The sequence below is a fragment of the Mucilaginibacter aquatilis genome (assembly GCF_009755275.1).
Lineage (GTDB): Bacteria > Bacteroidota > Bacteroidia > Sphingobacteriales > Sphingobacteriaceae > Mucilaginibacter > Mucilaginibacter aquatilis.
On record NZ_WQLA01000003.1, the window covers coordinates 204,707 to 221,654 of the forward strand.

Consider the following 16,948-nt stretch of genomic DNA (forward strand, 5'->3'; position numbering starts at 1 on the left):
TGCATCATTATAATACTAAATTAATGGTATCTATAGTAATTCTTGCCTATAACAGAGTTTCCGAGGTGTTAATAACTTTGGAAAAAGTGAACGGTTTTTTAAAAAGTTTTCCATATAAATCGGAAATCATCGTTGTTGATAATGCGTCTAATGATAATACGAGTGAGGCTGTATCAGGCAAGTTTAAAAATGTTAAGCTAATTACAAAGCCTGCTAACAATGGCGTAGCAGGATGGAACTCCGGTTTTGAAGAAGCTATTTATGATTACATGTTGGTTCTGGACGATGACAGCCACATTGAATATGGTTTGAAAGAAGCTATTGATTATCTGCAAAGTAATCCACAAATAGGCGTTTTAGGCTTAGAGATTGAAGGAGGGCCGTATCAAACACTAAATGATCCTGATAAGCAACAGTTAGTTGGATTTATTGGTTGCGGTGCAATTATCAGAAAGGAACTTTATAAGAAAATTGGTGGTTTTGCTGAGTGGTTGGTAGTTTATGGACATGAGTGGGATTATGGAATAAGATGTATTGATGCCGGATACACACTCGAGCTTTTCAAAAAGTGCAAAGTTTTCCACCGGGTAAGCACGCTTAACAGGTCAAACCTTAACACATATAAATTTTCTACACGTAACGAGTTGATGATTTTGCATCTATTTTATACAAGGAAGAAAAAATATTATCAGTACTTGCTTTTATTAAATCATTTGAAGTGGCGTTTGATAGATGCAGGTTTTCCAGGGTTGCACAGCACATATTCTGGATGGAAAGAATTTAAGAAGATGGAACAACACTTTACACCGACTCCTGTTTCCGTCGCTACTCAAAATTATTATACCTCAAAAGCTCCATCATTAAGGCCGTTCTTCAGTTTTTTGAGTAAAGTATTACCATCAAAATGAGAAAATGATTTTCACTGTTTCGCATAAATTGTATCCATTTCCTGAAAGTGCTTACTTAAAGCCCATATTTGTCGGACCTAATAAACCTGCTTTAGAGAATGGGTTATATGACGATACGGGAGATAATATTGCAGAGTTGAATAAACATTTTTGTGAGCTAACAGCTATTTATTGGATTTGGAAAAACTACCAGCAAAAGGAAGACGATTGGATCGGAATTTGTCATTATAGACGATATTTTATAAAAGACACGCTGTTCTCTTTTTTTCAAGGATTTTTTTTTAAGTCTTATAAATTAAAACTCAACAAAGTTACTTTCGACAACTTGATAAATGATAGCTTTGTAAAATACATTCACAACCTACTTAACGGGAAGGACGTTATCGTACCATTTCCTCACTATTTTAATTTTCTTAAACGCCGCACTATTAAAAAACAATACCTTGAATTACATTCAAACGAGGACTGGGAATTGTTGAAAACGATAGTGTTAAATAAGCATCCGAATTACGCAGATGCCTTTAAACAAATGGAAGACAGCCCTAAATTGTTTGCCTACAATATGTTCATAACAAAAAGAAAAACTTTCAACGAATATTGTGAGTGGCTTTTTCCAATTTTATTTAAGCTTTATGAAGAGGTTAAAATTCAAAATGATGCTTATCAAAGCCGAGTAATTGGCTTCCTGGCAGAAAGGCTACTAAATTTATATTTAATACAAAACAAACATTTAGCAATTAAAACGTTACCAGTACTTTACATCGATTAATCAGCATTCAGTTAATGATAGGTAATTTTTCAAATAAATATCAAAAGATAATTTCTGTACTGGGTGCTGCATTGTTGTTTCTACCTAAAATAAATTTAATATCAGTTGCTGGCCAATCTGCGGGCATACGTATTGATGATATCGTATTACTTGTGTTAGCTATACCATTGTTTCTATCATTTAAGCTAAATGCTATCAACAAAATTGAAATGTATTTAGGTTTAATGTTGTTTGCTTTTTTTTTATCTAATGTATTTAATACCTACTTTTTCAATAGGTCAAACATATTGTACTCATTTAGATATGTTGAGTACATTATATTCTTTTACATAGGTTATCTATATTCCAAAAATTTTGATATTAATAAGTTGCTTATTGGTTTTTTGTGTATTAATGGGTCCATCATGATTCTTCAAACCATTGGTCTAATGGGTGGTTTTTCTTCGGAGGGCTTTGTTGATGACTCATCGGCCAGGGCTATTGGCTTAACCGGCGGACCATGGGAAATAGGGGCAATTATCAATTTTATATTTTGTTTACTAGTTTTTGGCAATACAGAACATCCTCCTGTTTCAAATAAACGTTTGTATGTAATATTCGTAGTGACGTTTGCGCTTATATTACTTACAGGAGCTAGAATGCCAACTCTAACTCATTTAGTATTATTGATGATTGCATTGTACAGACGTTCAAAAGTTAAATTGTTTTTTTTGTTTAAAATAGCGGCAGTGATAATACCATTTATTTTGGCAGTACTCTTAATTCCCAATAAAGTGGTGAGCCGATCAGAAAACCTACTTTCAATGGAAAACATTGATTTGTTTATTTACGATTACAATCATGTTAAGCTTGAGAAAGACTTCAAAGGTTTTCCTGATATATTATATTCAGACGATGCTGACATGAGTTGGCTGATGCGTATGGCAAAATGGACTTATGCATTGCGAGCATGGAACAATACATCTTTAACTTATGCGATAGGGGTTGGTCCTGGCGCATGGGGACCTGCGTTAGATGGTGGATGGATCAGGTTACTAACGGAGACTGGGATAATTGGATTGACAACTTTTTTTCTATCGTTAAAAAGAATAGCAACTATAAGTTTCTCAACAACAGCCATAGTTCTTTCATTGTTTATAAATATGCTGATGATTGATATTCACATTGCGTATAAGGCGATGTCAATACTTTTTTTTATTGCAGGATATAGTTATAGCAAACATTTTAAAACAGCATTAACTTTTCAAAGTATTTAATATGGTTTCTGTGTGTATGGCTACCTACAATGGCAATAAGTTTATATCTATCCAACTTGATAGCATATTGTCACAAATTAATCAGAGTGATGAAATAATCATTAGCGATGACGGTTCAACCGACGGAACATTAGACACCATTAATAATTTTAAAGATGAACGTATTAAGGTCATAAACAACGTGGGGAAAAAAGGGCCGGTGGGAAATTTTGAAAATGCTCTTAAGCACTGCTCGGGGGAAATAATTTTCCTTGCAGACCAAGATGATAGGTGGTTACCGGGAAAGTATCAGAAGCATATAAACGGGCATGAAGATTATGACTTAGTTATCTCAGATGCAACTGTTGTAGACGAAAATCATCAGATTATTTTTTCATCTTTTTTTAAACAAAGAAAATCAAAAAAAGGTCTGCTTAATAATCTTCTAACAAATTCATATATCGGGTGTTGTATGTCGTTTAAAAGAGATATACTTAATGCCTCATTGCCATTCCCACATTCAATTCATATGCATGATTGGTGGATAGGATTGATTGCTGAATTGAAAGGCAAAGTTTTCTTTTTAAATGAACCTTTAATGCTTTATGTAAGGCATAGTGTAAACGCCTCCGGAACATTGGTAAAACGTTTACCTTTGAAAGATCAATTAATAAACAGGTTTGACCTGATACGTAATTTAATAAAGTTTAAGATTAGCAATGGAACAAAACAGTAATTATAAAATAGCTCTGCTAATACCAACCTTGAACGCGGGTAAGTATTGGGAGGAGTTTCTTGAAACTGTAAATTCACAAAGCTTAGGAATAAACTTTAAGATTATACTTGATTCAGGTTCAACAGATGGTACCGACAAATTAGCTGAAGATAAAGGCTTTAATGTTTTAAGGATAGATAAAAGAAACTTTGATCACGGATACGCCCGCCAAGTACTTGCTGATGCTTGTTCCACTTGTGATATCTTGATTTATCTTACTCAAGATTGTATACTTGCATGCAAAGACAGTCTAAAAAATTTAGTTGAAGCTTTTAGTAACGCAGATGTAGGGCTAGCTTACGGCCGCCAACTGCCCAGAAGGAATGCCAAATTGTTAGAGTCTCACGGTAGAATCTTTAATTATCCATCTCAATCAAGATTAAAGTCTTTGTCTGATAAAGTTGAAATGGGAATAAAGACAGCATCATGCTCCAACTCATTTGCTGCTTATCGTCGTACGGCTTTAAACGACGTTGGAGGATTTCCCTTAGCAAGTATTTTAGGCGAAGATGTAATTGTAGGCGGAAAAATGCTTATTAAAGGGTGGAAGATTGCCTATGTTGCAACCGCCGAATCTTATCACTCTCATGATTATACAATAACCGAAGAGTTTAAAAGATACTTTGATATAGGCGTCTTCCATAAAATGAATGATTGGTTGCTTGAGGAATTTGGAAGTGCAAGCGGGGAAGGCATGAAGTATCTAAAATCAGAATTGTCGGTTGTTTTAAAGAAAAATCCACTGGTTTTGCCTAAGATGGTCGGGTCGATTTTTGCTAAATGGCTTGGCTATAAGCTTGGCTTAAATTACAGCAAATTGTCAGGTGGGTTGGTGAAAAAACTATCAATGCACAAACATTATTGGGACAAGCACACTAAGGTGAAAAGCAACGTTGCATCCATATGAACTATTTTATTTTTGGTGGTGCCGGCTTTATAGGCACACATTTGGCAAACTACATTGAGTTATTACATCAAGCCGACTCAAAAGTTTTTAAATACGATATACAAAAGAAAGTCAGTGATGATTACATAACACTTGATGTAAGAAATCCTATAGTTATTAATGCTGATGATAAATCCAATTCCATAATTTACAATCTTGCGGCAGTTCATACTACTCCGGGTCACCCTGATAATGAATACTTTGAAACCAATATTTTGGGTGCCGAAAACGTTTGTGACTTTGCCCGTAAAAACAATATAAATACAATAGTTTTCACAAGCTCAATTGCTCCTTATGGAGCTTCAGAAACTCTGAAGGAAGAATCAACTATTCCAATGCCTAACACGCCATATGGAATCTCAAAACTTACTGCAGAATACATACATAAAGTTTGGCAGGCTGAGGATGCTGGGAATCGAAAGCTGATAATTGTACGTCCGGGTGTTGTGTTTGGCAATGGTGAAGGCGGCAATTATACACGCTTATATCAATCACTAAAAAAGGGCTTCTTCTTTTATCCGGGTCGTAAAGACACGATAAAGGCATCCGTTTACGTCAAAGACGTTGTGCGCATACTTTTTGACGCTTCCATGCAACAGCAGCCAGGAGTTGTAACGTATAATTTAAGTATATACCCAGCGCCAACTATCCAGGAAATTTGTGAAACAATTGCTTCAGTAACAGATTTAAAAGCTCCGAAGCTTCTTGTACCTTCTGCCTTGTTAAAAACAGCTGCCAGTACAATATACTTTGCAGGAAGACTCGCTGGTAAGAAAATAAATGGTATTCACCCGGATAGAGTAAAAAAACTAACAGTTTCCACTAACATCTCTGGTAAAAGGCTTAGCCAATCCCCTTATGCATTAAAATTTAGTCTCAAAGATGCTATAGAGGATTGGTTTAATGATTGTAACAGGAAAGAATTATCGTAATTTAATAGTACCGTGTTATATCTTGATATAAATTTCTGAAAGAGCTTCTTAATCCAATCGTTATCATTTTCGTATGGTCCGCAAACACTGAATTAGTTTCTCGTCTGTATAAGCCACCAAGTTCAATACGCAAATTGTATTTAGGATTGAGTATGTATGCAACCTTTGCTTCTGCATAATATAAATTTGTTGTTAAGCCCTGTCCGGTGTAATTACCTTCCGTAGCAATGGAAGCACGAGTGCCAAACTCTTCTGGTGGTCCGTCAAATCTGGCTCCAGTTAGGTAATTTCTGAAAGGATCTTTACCCCAGTTTAAGTTGTTATAATCCAAGCCATAATGCCCATAGGTTAGCTGGCCTGAAAAATCAAAGCGTTTATAGCTATAGTTGGCCATACCTACAACTTCTTTAAAATTAGCAGTCCAAGGGTGCGCAATAGGTTCAGAATTATGAGCGTAATTATTGATAGATTTTTCCTGGGCATATGTATATGGTTTTGCACCATTATATTCAACCAAGTAGTTCAAACGGTTAACATTAAATACATTTGCTCCCCGCAAACCTATTTGCCAGCCATATTTATTACGTGAACTACCTTTGTTCGAAAAGAAATTACTGGCTTCAAATTCATCCAAGGCAAATTGTCCGTAAGCAATCAATTGATTTGAGAACTCATATTTACCGTTGAAGCCAATCAACGCATTATCCGGTGAACCGTTATCAGCCTCTAGTGGTCTCAAGAATATAATTGGGTTACCGTAGGTTAAGTCAAATCCACGTTTGTTGCCTGCATCATCTGTGTCTCCCCAAATAATGGAATCAAAAAAACCTAATGATAAACGGTCAGTTACATTCCAGTCTAAGTAATGGAACACACCCCATTTTTTCCGGTTGCCGGTTTCATAGCTTAATTTAGCGGAACGTGGATCTTGCATGTAGCTCCACATGGTCATGTAGCGTACATTACCCAAGGTGCCGGTTAATTTCAAAAATGTATAAGGCGAGCTGAAATCAGATAATAACATTGACCGGTAACCATCACCTATAAAGTTTTTATCATGACCGAAGGCAATGTTGATGTATTTCGATGGTGTAAAAGACATTAATGCCGTTACGTACGACCAATCTTTTGTGCGGTTCTGGCCATATTTCCTATCATACGCCTGCCCCGATACTACACCGGTTTGATTAACATAAGTATCATAGTAGTTGGCAAAAACTGCCTGGTTCTCGTAGCCACTAGAATAGAAATAAAACTTTTTACCGATGGTTCCGCCTACCTGATAGCCTCGTGTGTTAAGCCATGTGTTTCGTGAATTACTGAAATCGCGGCCAATAGTTAAATCGGGCAAGTAATCGGCAAAGAAGGTGTAGTCTTCGTGTTTGATGTCGATAAGGTGCTCATCAAAAAGTTTACGATGAACCCAACTATGTTTAACCGCGGTGTCAACACCATAATCCATTAACGATTTGTATTTAGGATATAGGGTTGGCTCAGATATGATGTAGGGCTTTATTGAACTGTGAAACTTACTGTTGGTTGAATATACAGAATCGCTTAATTTTTGATAAAACTGATAGCTGTATGGCTGATATTCTGCCTGCGCCCAAGCGTCTTTTGCGTTAAATGAGAATGCAGTGGCAACAAAAATCTTTGTTAGTAAGATAAGTCTGTGTTTTTTCATAGTAAAGGATGCGGGGCAAATATAGCCAACATTGTTCATACCTCAGATAACGCCAGTGAACATAAGTAATTAATGGAGGTATCAGTAAACCAAATTTACTTTGTAATGTTAAGCTCACACATAAACATGTAACTTGTGCGGCTGTTTTGATTAATAGTTAAACCTTGCTTGGCTTACTTATTTTAAATGTATAAAATTAATACCTCGGTAAAAATTCTTGTTATTGGCGATTTGATGATCGACCACTACATTTATGGAGATTGCAATCGCATTTCTCCCGAAGCACCAATTCCTGTTGTGGAGGTTACCCATGAAACCCATACTTTAGGAGGTGCTGGAAACGTAGTTAAAAATATAAATGCACTCGAATGTAATTCAGAGATACTATCGGTTGTAGGTAACGATGCAGATGCGCAACGCGTTAAACAACTGCTTAAAGAAGCGGGCAGCAAAAGCGAGGGACTTGTACATGATGATAGTCGATGTACAACCATTAAATCACGTGTACTAGCTGTAAAGCATCAGCTTATTAGGTTAGATAGAGAGCTAACCGATGGTATTAGTGAATTGGTGGAGCATGCCATTATAAATAAGCTGAAAGCCGTTGTAGATGATTATGACGTTATACTAGTATCCGATTACAACAAAGGCCTGCTAACACCAACATTGCTTTTGCAAATTATGCTGATTGGCAAACAAGCCGGTAAAAAAATCCTGGTAGACCCAAAGGGAACTGATTTTTCGAAATATAAGGGTGCTACGCTTATTAAGCCCAACCGTAAAGAGGCCGGGTTAGCCACCGGTATCAAAATTAAAGATCAGGAAAGCCTGGAGCAAGCTTGTCGTAAAATAAAGGAGATAACAGATTGTGAAAGCGTGATAGTAACCCTTTCTGAAGATGGTATTGCATTGTTTACAGATAACACATTAACGGTTATTGCAACCAAGGCTTTAGGTGTTATTGATGTTACCGGGGCAGGAGATACGGTACTGGCATCGCTAGGCGTTGCCCTGGCCTCGGGTTATTCATTGCCTGAGGCTTGCGAGTTTGCTAACTTTGGGGCGGCAGTGGTAGTAAGTAAAGTTGGAAGCGCAACGGCCACAATTAATGAAATTAATGCACAAATCAATTAAGCACATCTAATGCTTATGAAACAAGTTATACAAGATATATTTAATAACCATATAGATGTAGCGCAGCAAACACAAGCTGTACTTACTGATAAAATCACCGAAGCTTGTCAAATAGTTATTGATTGCTTAAACAGCGGTAAAAAAGTTTTACTGTTTGGTAATGGGGGCAGTGCTGCTGATGCACAACACATTGCTGCGGAGTTTACGGGACGGTTTGTTAAAAACAGGCGTTCGTATCCGGCAATTGCGTTAACTACTGATACCTCAGCATTAACGGCAATAGGTAACGACTATGGGTTTGAACGAGTATTTGAACGCCAGGTTGAAGGGTTGGCAGTTGCGGGCGACGTGTTGATAGGCATTTCAACAAGCGGAAGTAGTCCCAATGTTTTGAAAGCGTTAGAACTAGGAAGGCAAATGGGTTGCTCAACTATTGGATTATCCGGTAATGATGGAGGCAAGATGAATGAGTGTTGTGATTTAAACCTTGTAGTGCCCTCAAAAATAACAGCCCGTATACAGGAAATGCACATCACCATAGGCCACATTATTTGCGAAGGAATAGATCTCAACAGCTAATTGCTAGACTTAATTTATGGTTATATTATTAATAAGAATAATTTAATTCAATATTACCGTAAGTACCCACATAAAGCCTAACTCGTTTTCATAATTAGCTATATCAAGTGTATTTTCAGATTTTTAATTTAAGATATTTCTATTTAAAATAAATCTTAATAATACGCTATTTAATTATTAATTACACAAGAAAGTTTATTTCCCGAAGCTGATATTACAATTTAATGTACTAATTTAGCGAACTGCTTGTTCGGCAATCGGATGTTTTCACAATATTTTATATGAGTCACAGATACGCTACCTTTATCAAAGCCATTAATCTTTCTGTTGATTATGTGATTTTGAATGTAAGTATGATACTGGCTTATATCATCGTTGATAAATCATACATCATTTGGATTAATAACAAAAATTATTTACCTATTGTATTGGTTTTCAATTTAATATGGCTGCTATCTGCTAACATCACCCGGTTTTACGAGCAGGTATTGAATAAGGACTCCATCAAAACATTCAGAGGAGTTTTCAAAACATACCTGTTGTTTGTAAGCTTAATATGCTTTACTGTTTTAATCATCATCGGTACTAAAGCTTATTCAATTACAAGGCAGTACCTGTTTTATTCACTCGCACTATTCGGGTTCTTGCTTGGGGTTTGGAAACTTGTTTTCCTGGCAATACGTCGCAGCGATAGAGCAATGCTGACCGACTTCAGGCAAGTGGTTATTGTTGGCGGTGGACGCATTGGTAACGATTTGTATAACTTCATTACTCAAAATCCAGAACGAGGGTATAAAATCGTTGGCTTCTTTGAGGACAGGGTTAATGAAATAGATCCCGATTTGTATTTGGGTGGTGTTGATGAATGCATTCAATACGTAAAGGACAACCGGGTTGATGAAATTTTTTGTACGCTACCCAACAGTGAGGCTACCAAGATAGAACGCCTTATGATGGATGCCGATAAGAACCTCATCAGGTTTAAACTCATACCTGAATTTTATTATACCCACAAACCTACCTTTGTACAAAACTTCGGTCACATACCTGTTATATCCATCAGGCCCGAGCCTTTGGAAAACATGCTTAACCGCTTTTTCAAACGCCTGTTTGATATTGCCTTTTCGGTATTTATCATTGTGTTTGTATTTAGCTGGCTGATGCCAATACTGGCTATTATAATCAAAGTAACCTCACCGGGGCCGGTATTTTTCGTGCAGCGCCGGTCAGGTCGCGACAATGAGGCATTTAATTGCTACAAGTTTCGAAGCATGCAGGTCAACATTGATTCTGACTCTAAACAAGCAACACGGGGCGATGCACGTATTACCAAGATTGGTGCGTTTATGCGCAAAACGAATCTTGATGAGCTACCGCAGTTTTTTAACGTACTGTTGGGTAATATGACGGTTGTTGGGCCTCGTCCGCATATGTTAAGGCATACCGAAGAATATTCGAGCCTGATTGATCAATTTATGGTGAGACACTTTTTAAAGCCCGGAATAACAGGTTGGGCACAAGTAAACGGCTTGCGTGGCGAAACCAAAACTACCGAAGATATGCTGCAACGCGTACAGGCAGATGTTTGGTACCTGGAAAACTGGTCGTTTTTACTGGATTTGAAAATTATATTCCTCACTTTTTATGGGACTATAAAAGGGGATAAAAATGCTTTTTAAGCTTATTTGAAAAATAACCGGCTATAAATCAGCATCATCCATCAAAGTGCAAAAAATAGTTTTAAGTTTTATAAGATAACACTATATTTGCACCTCAATAACGCGGAAGTGGCGTAATTGGTAGCCGCACCAGACTTAGGATCTGGCGCCGCGAGGCGTGGGGGTTCGAGTCCCTTCTTCCGCACAAGCCGTTAACTTATAAGTTAACGGCTTTCTTTTTTCTCAGCCACCTAAATAATTCTTCTCTGTTTTCCTGTAATTTGCGTTTTTTCTAAGCGTTTAATGGCATTATCATTATGAAACCTAATATGAAGTTTTATATAGCCCTGCTGATACTTCTTTGGGGAGCAAATAACACAGTGTGCGAGGCTCAAAATGTTTTTAATATCAAAAGCTATGGTGCAGTTGAAAGTGAATCTATTGATAATGCTAAGGCAATTCAAAAAGCTATTGATGTCTGCGCATCAAAGGGCGGGGGTAATGTACTCGTTCCTGATGGTAAGTTTTTGAGTGGAACTATCTTTCTTAAATCAAACGTAACCCTTTTCCTTTCTCCACTTGCTGTTTTAAAAGGGAGTACAAAAATGCTTGATTACAATGCCAGCAATGCACTTGAGCGTCGCGGTTTTATTTGTGCGGTAAAACAGCATAATATAGGGATTACCGGTACGGGTAGTGTAAATGGGCAAGGCGAAGCTGACACCTTTTACAGTGCCGACATGAAAAATGGTTTACCAGGCCGACCAAATTGCATTGTGTTTAATGATTGCACAAACGTAACCCTTAAAGACTTTACCTTGCGTAATAGTGCACATTGGAGTATAGATATCAAAAATTGTGACTCCATTAAAGCAGAAAGCATAAAGGTGTTTAGCAAAGTTGTGGCTAATAATGATGGTATTGATTTAACCGATTGTCATACGGCTACTATTTTAAACAGCGAATTTATTTGTGGGGATGACGCAATTTGCTTTAAGAGTGACAGTAAAAGAGGCGTAAAAGATATTGTAGTCAAAAATTGCAGCGCGAGTAGCCAGTCTAATGCAATTAAGTTTGGCACCAAAAGCGTTGGAGGCTTCACCAACGTTTATATATCCGATTGTAAGCTTTATAATACGCGCTTATCGGGCTTGGCGTTAGAGGTAGTAGATGGCGGAACGCTGAACAATATAAGAATAAGCAACATCACGATGAATAAGGTGAATGGTGCAATTTTTATGAAACTTGGTAAGCGAAGCGGAAATGGAAACGGTTCGCTGTATAATGTAGAGCTCAACCATATTTCTGCAGATAGCATTGGCTATTGGAAGCCTGATAAACGCGCCCGCTATTTTAAAAATGCCGCTGATGAAAGGATTGGAGTAATACTATCAGGGATGCCAATGAATCCCATAACTGACATCAATTTAACTAACATCAAACTTCGCTTTGCGGGTGGCGGACTACCTGCCGATGCAACAGTGGTAATGCCTGAGGTGCCCGCTGTTTATCCGGAATATTCTAACTGGGGAGTAACACCTGCCTATGGCATCAATTTGCGCCATGCAAAAAATGTAAATATTAATGGACTTGAATTGAGCAGTGTAAAATCTGATGCCCGGCCGGCATTCTTGACAGACGATGTAGAGGCCATCCGCATTAAAAAGCTCGATGCAAAAGTGACTGCTGCAAAGTCAGTAGTTAAAATGAGCAACACCAAAAACGTGATTATAAGCCAATCAGTTGTTCAGCCGGGCGTTGCCGCGTACCTGGCATTAAGCGGCAACATTAAACAGGTTAATCTGTCTGATAATGATTTTAAGGGACTGAATAAAGTATATACCCTAAATGATAATGCCAGCGAAATAGAGATAGCAGGATTGAAGAGCAAATCAGTTTTACAAAGTAAGGAGAGCAAGCCATTGGCTGTTTACTTATTAATGGGCCAATCTAACATGGCGGGCCGCGGTGTTATAACCGGAACACTCGCGCAAGAACATAACGACAGTGTGCTGGTGTTGAACAAAGATGGCGAGTGGGTTGTCGCGCATCATCCCTTGCATTACGACAAGCCATCAATGGCAGGAGCCGGGCCCGGGCTTATGTTTGGTATGGAAATGAAGAAAGCTCATCCGGGTGTAACCATAGGGTTGGTGCCATGCGCTGTTGGCGGCACATCAATAGAAAAATGGGTGCCCGGCGCTTATGATGAAGTTACTAAAACACACCCTTACGATGATGCGGTTGCCAGGATTGAGGCTGCGATGAAGCAAGGCACCATTAAAGGTGTTATATGGCATCAGGGCGAGGCTAACTCCAGTCCGCAAAAGGTTGAAACTTACCTTGCCCAGCTGAGTGAACTAATTGGCCGTATAAGGAAATTAGTTAAAAATCCTGACTTGCCTTTTGTAGCTGGTAAATTAGGATTGTTCAACAATAAGTTTTACGATTTCAATATAGAGATTGTGAAGCTGCCACAGGTAGTATCTAACACAGCAGTAGTATCATCAGACGGCTTGGATCATAAAGGTGACGGGTTACATTTTAACGGTCATTCAGCAGATGAATTGGGGAGAAGATATGCTGAAAAAATGCTCGAACTCGAAGGTGAAACCGTTAAGAAATAAAAAGAGGGCTGCAGGATTTGTTTATCCGCAGCCCTCTTTTTAAATTGATGAAAATGCCAGGTTATACAACAGCGCTGTGCAGCTGACTGGTTATAGCTGATGGATTCTCATCTATATCAATGTACTGTTTAAAGTTGCGTACATCATCATCTACCATCTTTTTAAATAACGGGTTTAACACATGGCCTAGCGCTGTACCAACGCCACCTGCAGGCGGCAAATAGCTAATTACAACATCTATCAGTGTTCCTTTGCCATCTTCCGCATCGCGAAAGCGTACTTTACCGGCATTGTCAATAGTAGAGCCTGGTAATGAACTCCATCCAATAGCGTAGCCCGGTTCGTCATTTACTATTTCTGCATCCCAGCTTACGGTAGCTACATTGGCCGGTAGTTTCAACACCCAGTGCGAGCGTTTGCTATCAAGTACCTCAACGCTTTCAAGATGTTTCATAAATTTAGGCAGGTTATCTAACTGGCGCCAAAATTCGTACACTTCCTGGCGGGATTTGTTCACCGTAAATGATGAGCGTATGTTTACGTTAACCGGTTCGGTGCTGTTTTTACCAACGCGCGAGTAAACTTCGCAATGGCCGGTAATGCCTCTGTTAATTAAATATCCGCCTGCACCTATTTTTAGTATGCTGGTAAACGGACTATTGAAAATATTGGCAAGGCCCGATAGCGAAAACTTCAAGCCTGCTGCTATTGAAACATAGCGTTCAGGCCATTCTAAATTTATTGGGGCTTCGGTCCAGCCTTCTATCAACGGTTTTTTTTCTGTTGCTGTAGTTGCCATAACATTGTTTTTTATAGGTACTTATGTAAACATGGCTCAAATATTTAAGTTTTCGTTAACTGAAATTTAATTTCCTTTAACAGGTTTTGTAGCTGAATTGAACCAATTATCGCCGGTAATCATGTATTTGATTTTTTTGATAACTTTGCGTGCATATACAATAAGCACATGTCATCAATACAAAAAATTAAACTTAGCACACCCCAACTGTTATGGATTATTTTGGCCTCGGTTTTAACAACCGGAGCAATGCGCTTGCTGAGTTTTTATGTGCCTGTGCTAAGTAATTTTACACCAATGGGAGCCGTTGCCATATTTGGTGGCGCCTATTTTGCCGATAAGTGGAAGGCAGGTTTAGTATCAATTATTACACTTTTTGTTACAGACGTATTCATAAACTACCTATACATGAATAAGGTTATTTTATGGTACGGAAACAGCGCACTTTGGCTGTATGGTAGCTTACTTATTATGATAGGCATAGGGAGCTTAATTAAAAAAGCCAACGTTACAAATGTGCTGCTGGCATCATTAGCAAGTGTGGCAATACATTGGTTACTAACCGATATTGAACCATGGTTGTATAGCAGTTATTATGATAAAGGCCTTTTAGGTTATGGCGAATCATTACTAATGGCTATACCATTTGAACGCAACATGCTGTTAGCCGATGCGTTTTTTGGTGCTGTTCTGTTTGGTGGATATGCTTTAATTAAAAACAGGTTTACCTCTGCTCAGGTCAGTGGCGCACAAATATGATCAATAATCATTTTGGCGTGAATTCTTGAGTTTTCAATAAACCACAAGTGTGTGTCCATACCACCGCAAACTACGCCGGCAAGATAAACACCCGGCAAATTGGTTTCCATTGTTTGAGGATTGTACTGAGGGATATATTTGCCATCGTTAGATAAGTTAACTCCAATATTTCTTAAAAAATCGAAGTTAGGTTTGTAGCCGGTCATAGCCATTACAAAGTCATTTGGGATGGTTACCATACCAGTTGGCGTTTGAATATCTACCTCACGCTCACGTATTGCTTTTAAATTGGAGTTGAAATAAGCTTTGATGCTGCCTTCCTCAATTCGGTTCAAAATGTCAGGTCGTACCCAGTATTTTACGCGGTTGCTTATTTCGCTGTCACGTACAACCATAGTTACTTCTGCACCTTTACGGTATGTTTCTAAAGCTACATCAACAGACGAGTTGCTTGCGCCAACCACCAAAACTTTCTGTAAGGTATAGAAGTGAGGATCCTGATAGTAGTGTTTAACCTTAGGCAAATTTTCGCCAGGTATATCGAGGTTTACGGCAATGTCATAGAACCCTGTAGCAATAACAATATGCGTTGCTTTGTAACTGCTTTTAGAAGTATTGATGTTATAGGCCTGATTCTCATCGTTTGCTTTATTAACAGACAGAACCTCCTCAAATAAATTTAACGGCAAACTATTAGCTAAAGCTACCCGGCGGTAATATTCAAGTGCATCGGCCCGGTTAGGTTTAACATGTGTTGTTGAAAAGGGAAAGCCGCCAATCTCTAACTTTTCTGACGTGGAAAAGAAAGTCATGGTAGATGGATAATTGTAAAGCGAATTAACCAGCGTTCCTTTTTCAATAATAACAAAGCTCAGTCCGGCCTTTTGTGCCGCAAGCCCGCAAGCTAAGCCAATGGGGCCACCGCCTATAATAACAATATCAAGCATATTTTAATTTTACCAGCTACGCCAATACATCCTTAAACTGGTCGTTACCGGTAAGTACTGATTTGGCAAATGTACAAGAAGGAATGATTTTGAAATGTTTTTGGCGTGCATAATTTATTCCCGCCTCAATAAGCTGTTTACCCAGGCTTTTGCCCTCATAAGCTGCATCAACTTCTGTATGGTAAATGTCCATTTCGGTGTTATTCACCAACATATAACGCATATCGCCCAGGCGTTCACCCTGCTCATCAATATAAAAAATTCCGTCGTCGCCTGTGGTATGATGTTTTATTTCCATTGCGTGTAAGTTAAAACATAACAACGCTTAAATAAGCAAAACCGCTGTGGCTAAATTTTATAATGATATTGGAATGATAGTAGGGCTGTAAAACAAGTTGTGCAGGAAACACAAAAAAGAGAAAATAAAAATGGGTAAGCTACTTCTATCGCACCGCTCAACTCTCTACCCTTGCTGCGTTCCCACCCTGGGGGAGTTCAAGAGGAGCTGGTCGTAAAAGACTTACCCGTCACAAAAGTAGAAATTTTTACGTGTTTTAAGTAAATAATTGTAAAGTTGTTGTTAAGCAATTGATGCTCAATCCGTAAAAATAAATTCAATAGGTCAATTGGTTCTTAAAGTCAAGGCGTTCATATATTTCATACCTGGCATTAGGTTTAAAAGTTTCGCGCGCTAATATGGTAAGCTTATCCACCACAAAACTATCTTTATACTCTACCGAGCGAATATGTGGCCACAGTTTATAAAAATCATCAACAGGAATAGCTTTTGTTACAGTAATGTGCGGCGTTATGGTAGCCTTTACATTTAGTTGCTTGTTTAAAAGTGCAAACCAGTTATCAGTTTTTTGAGTAGGCTTAATTGCTGCATAAATAGTAGCGCTGTTGTTGCCGTGTAAGAAAAAGCTAAATCCATCAACCTGCAGTTTAACCGGAGGCATGCCATATACTTTGTTTCTGAAAGAGTTTATAGCGGTAGTTACAATATGCGGTTTTTGCCTTTCAATATAACATAAACTTACATGTGCAGTACCTTTTACTCCCGGATATGTACCGATATATTCACATGCTTTAAGCTTATAGTGTTTAATCTGATTTTTTACATCTTCTGAGGGTTCCAAGAGAAACAGATAATCTTTGTAATCGGTCATAACTATGAATTTTGATTCTCAAAAATG

At 38.2% G+C, this 16,948-nt stretch carries 16 protein-coding genes, 1 tRNA gene and 1 other RNA gene; 12 read left to right on the forward strand and 6 right to left on the reverse strand.

What is annotated here, in order from left to right:
* The first annotated feature begins 23 nt into the window (after window positions 1-23).
* Genes GO816_RS08705 through GO816_RS08730 form a run of 6 tightly spaced genes read left to right on the forward strand, consistent with a single transcriptional unit; the run spans window position 24 to window position 5,565 of the window.
* The gene (locus tag GO816_RS08705) at window positions 24-908 is read left to right on the forward strand and encodes a glycosyltransferase family 2 protein (protein ID WP_157541315.1); all 885 of its coding nucleotides are present in this window, start codon (window positions 24-26) and stop codon (window positions 906-908) included.
* 4 nt (window positions 909-912) lie between these two features.
* The gene (locus tag GO816_RS08710) at window positions 913-1,677 is read left to right on the forward strand and encodes a DUF4422 domain-containing protein (RefSeq protein WP_157541317.1); all 765 of its coding nucleotides are present in this window, start codon (window positions 913-915) and stop codon (window positions 1,675-1,677) included.
* A 14-nt stretch (window positions 1,678-1,691) separates the two neighbouring features.
* The gene (locus GO816_RS08715; protein ID WP_157541319.1) at window positions 1,692-2,933 is read left to right on the forward strand and encodes an O-antigen ligase family protein; all 1,242 of its coding nucleotides are present in this window, start codon (window positions 1,692-1,694) and stop codon (window positions 2,931-2,933) included.
* 16 nt (window positions 2,934-2,949) lie between these two features.
* Window positions 2,950-3,648, forward strand: coding sequence for a glycosyltransferase family 2 protein (locus GO816_RS08720; RefSeq protein ID WP_198171459.1), 699 nt, complete (start codon window positions 2,950-2,952; stop codon window positions 3,646-3,648).
* Window positions 3,632-4,594 carry a glycosyltransferase gene (locus GO816_RS08725; RefSeq protein ID WP_157541323.1) on the forward strand — a complete coding sequence of 321 codons (963 nt, stop codon included), beginning with the start codon at window positions 3,632-3,634 and terminating at the stop codon, window positions 4,592-4,594. The genes GO816_RS08720 and GO816_RS08725 overlap by 17 nt, the downstream gene beginning before the upstream one ends.
* Window positions 4,591-5,565 (forward strand): NAD-dependent epimerase/dehydratase family protein, encoded by a 975-nt coding sequence (locus tag GO816_RS08730; RefSeq protein ID WP_157541325.1) that lies wholly within the window; start codon window positions 4,591-4,593, stop codon window positions 5,563-5,565. Before GO816_RS08725 ends, GO816_RS08730 begins: the two co-directional genes overlap by 4 nt.
* A 1-nt stretch (window position 5,566) precedes the next feature.
* Here the strand turns inward: GO816_RS08730 and GO816_RS08735 are convergent, their stop codons facing one another.
* Complete coding sequence (locus GO816_RS08735) at window positions 5,567-7,249, reverse strand: gliding motility protein RemB (RefSeq protein WP_157541327.1); 1,683 nt, start codon at window positions 7,247-7,249, stop codon at window positions 5,567-5,569.
* 186 nt (window positions 7,250-7,435) lie between these two features.
* Here GO816_RS08735 and rfaE1 point away from each other — a divergent pair, with 186 nt between their 5' ends.
* The 5 genes from rfaE1 to GO816_RS08760 all read left to right on the forward strand — a co-directional run bounded on the left by rfaE1 (window position 7,436) and on the right by GO816_RS08760 (window position 13,247).
* A complete protein-coding gene (gene rfaE1, locus GO816_RS08740) occupies window positions 7,436-8,383 on the forward strand; it encodes a D-glycero-beta-D-manno-heptose-7-phosphate kinase (RefSeq protein WP_157541329.1) in 948 nt (315 codons plus the stop codon).
* Between the two features lie 15 nt (window positions 8,384-8,398).
* Complete coding sequence (locus GO816_RS08745) at window positions 8,399-8,962, forward strand: D-sedoheptulose 7-phosphate isomerase (RefSeq protein ID WP_157541331.1); 564 nt, start codon at window positions 8,399-8,401, stop codon at window positions 8,960-8,962.
* A 281-nt stretch (window positions 8,963-9,243) separates the two neighbouring features.
* Window positions 9,244-10,641, forward strand: coding sequence for an undecaprenyl-phosphate glucose phosphotransferase (locus GO816_RS08750; protein WP_157541333.1), 1,398 nt, complete (start codon window positions 9,244-9,246; stop codon window positions 10,639-10,641).
* A 102-nt stretch (window positions 10,642-10,743) separates the two neighbouring features.
* Window positions 10,744-10,825: transfer RNA gene (locus GO816_RS08755), tRNA-Leu, on the forward strand.
* 124 nt (window positions 10,826-10,949) lie between these two features.
* Entirely contained in the window at window positions 10,950-13,247 is a 2,298-nt protein-coding gene (locus tag GO816_RS08760) for a sialate O-acetylesterase (protein WP_198171461.1), read from the forward strand.
* A gap of 61 nt (window positions 13,248-13,308) precedes the next feature.
* Here the strand turns inward: GO816_RS08760 and GO816_RS08765 are convergent, their stop codons facing one another.
* Window positions 13,309-14,046 (reverse strand): SRPBCC family protein, encoded by a 738-nt coding sequence (locus GO816_RS08765; RefSeq protein WP_157541338.1) that lies wholly within the window; start codon window positions 14,044-14,046, stop codon window positions 13,309-13,311.
* Window positions 14,047-14,214: 168 nt separating this feature from the next.
* On the opposite strand from GO816_RS08765, the gene GO816_RS08770 reads away from it, so the two are divergent.
* On the forward strand, window positions 14,215-14,805 hold the full coding sequence (locus GO816_RS08770) for a DUF6580 family putative transport protein (protein ID WP_157541339.1): 591 nt from the start codon (window positions 14,215-14,217) through the stop codon (window positions 14,803-14,805).
* On the opposite strand, the gene GO816_RS08775 is transcribed toward GO816_RS08770, so the two are convergent.
* The 4 genes from GO816_RS08775 to GO816_RS08790 all read right to left on the reverse strand — a co-directional run bounded on the left by GO816_RS08775 (window position 14,781) and on the right by GO816_RS08790 (window position 16,921).
* Complete coding sequence (locus GO816_RS08775; RefSeq protein ID WP_157541341.1) at window positions 14,781-15,752, reverse strand: YpdA family putative bacillithiol disulfide reductase; 972 nt, start codon at window positions 15,750-15,752, stop codon at window positions 14,781-14,783. The genes GO816_RS08770 and GO816_RS08775 overlap by 25 nt on opposite strands.
* A gap of 16 nt (window positions 15,753-15,768) precedes the next feature.
* Window positions 15,769-16,050: a GNAT family N-acetyltransferase gene (locus GO816_RS08780; RefSeq protein WP_157541343.1), complete on the reverse strand. Its 282-nt coding sequence runs from the start codon at window positions 16,048-16,050 to the stop codon at window positions 15,769-15,771.
* A 129-nt stretch (window positions 16,051-16,179) separates the two neighbouring features.
* Window positions 16,180-16,278: signal recognition particle sRNA small type (gene ffs / locus GO816_RS08785), an RNA gene on the reverse strand.
* A gap of 88 nt (window positions 16,279-16,366) precedes the next feature.
* The gene (locus GO816_RS08790) at window positions 16,367-16,921 is read right to left on the reverse strand and encodes a 2'-5' RNA ligase family protein (RefSeq protein WP_157541345.1); all 555 of its coding nucleotides are present in this window, start codon (window positions 16,919-16,921) and stop codon (window positions 16,367-16,369) included.
* Between the last annotated feature and the right edge of the window lie 27 nt (window positions 16,922-16,948).

Coding starts and splice junctions, on each gene's coding strand:
- GO816_RS08730 (WP_157541325.1), top strand. CDS start 4,591: ATGAACTATTTTATTTTTGGTGGTGCCGGCTTTATAGGCACACATTTG.
- GO816_RS08770 (WP_157541339.1), top strand. CDS start 14,215: ATGTCATCAATACAAAAAATTAAACTTAGCACACCCCAACTGTTATGG.
- GO816_RS08765 (WP_157541338.1), bottom strand. CDS start 14,046: ATGGCAACTACAGCAACAGAAAAAAAACCGTTGATAGAAGGCTGGACC.
- GO816_RS08780 (WP_157541343.1), bottom strand. CDS start 16,050: ATGGAAATAAAACATCATACCACAGGCGACGACGGAATTTTTTATATT.
- GO816_RS08735 (WP_157541327.1), bottom strand. CDS start 7,249: ATGAAAAAACACAGACTTATCTTACTAACAAAGATTTTTGTTGCCACT.
- GO816_RS08725 (WP_157541323.1), top strand. CDS start 3,632: ATGGAACAAAACAGTAATTATAAAATAGCTCTGCTAATACCAACCTTG.
- GO816_RS08745 (WP_157541331.1), top strand. CDS start 8,399: ATGAAACAAGTTATACAAGATATATTTAATAACCATATAGATGTAGCG.
- GO816_RS08775 (WP_157541341.1), bottom strand. CDS start 15,752: ATGCTTGATATTGTTATTATAGGCGGTGGCCCCATTGGCTTAGCTTGC.
- GO816_RS08715 (WP_157541319.1), top strand. CDS start 1,692: ATGATAGGTAATTTTTCAAATAAATATCAAAAGATAATTTCTGTACTG.
- GO816_RS08720 (WP_198171459.1), top strand. CDS start 2,950: ATGGCTACCTACAATGGCAATAAGTTTATATCTATCCAACTTGATAGC.
- GO816_RS08750 (WP_157541333.1), top strand. CDS start 9,244: ATGAGTCACAGATACGCTACCTTTATCAAAGCCATTAATCTTTCTGTT.
- GO816_RS08790 (WP_157541345.1), bottom strand. CDS start 16,921: ATGACCGATTACAAAGATTATCTGTTTCTCTTGGAACCCTCAGAAGAT.
- GO816_RS08705 (WP_157541315.1), top strand. CDS start 24: ATGGTATCTATAGTAATTCTTGCCTATAACAGAGTTTCCGAGGTGTTA.
- GO816_RS08710 (WP_157541317.1), top strand. CDS start 913: ATGATTTTCACTGTTTCGCATAAATTGTATCCATTTCCTGAAAGTGCT.
- GO816_RS08760 (WP_198171461.1), top strand. CDS start 10,950: ATGAAGTTTTATATAGCCCTGCTGATACTTCTTTGGGGAGCAAATAAC.
- rfaE1 (WP_157541329.1), top strand. CDS start 7,436: ATGTATAAAATTAATACCTCGGTAAAAATTCTTGTTATTGGCGATTTG.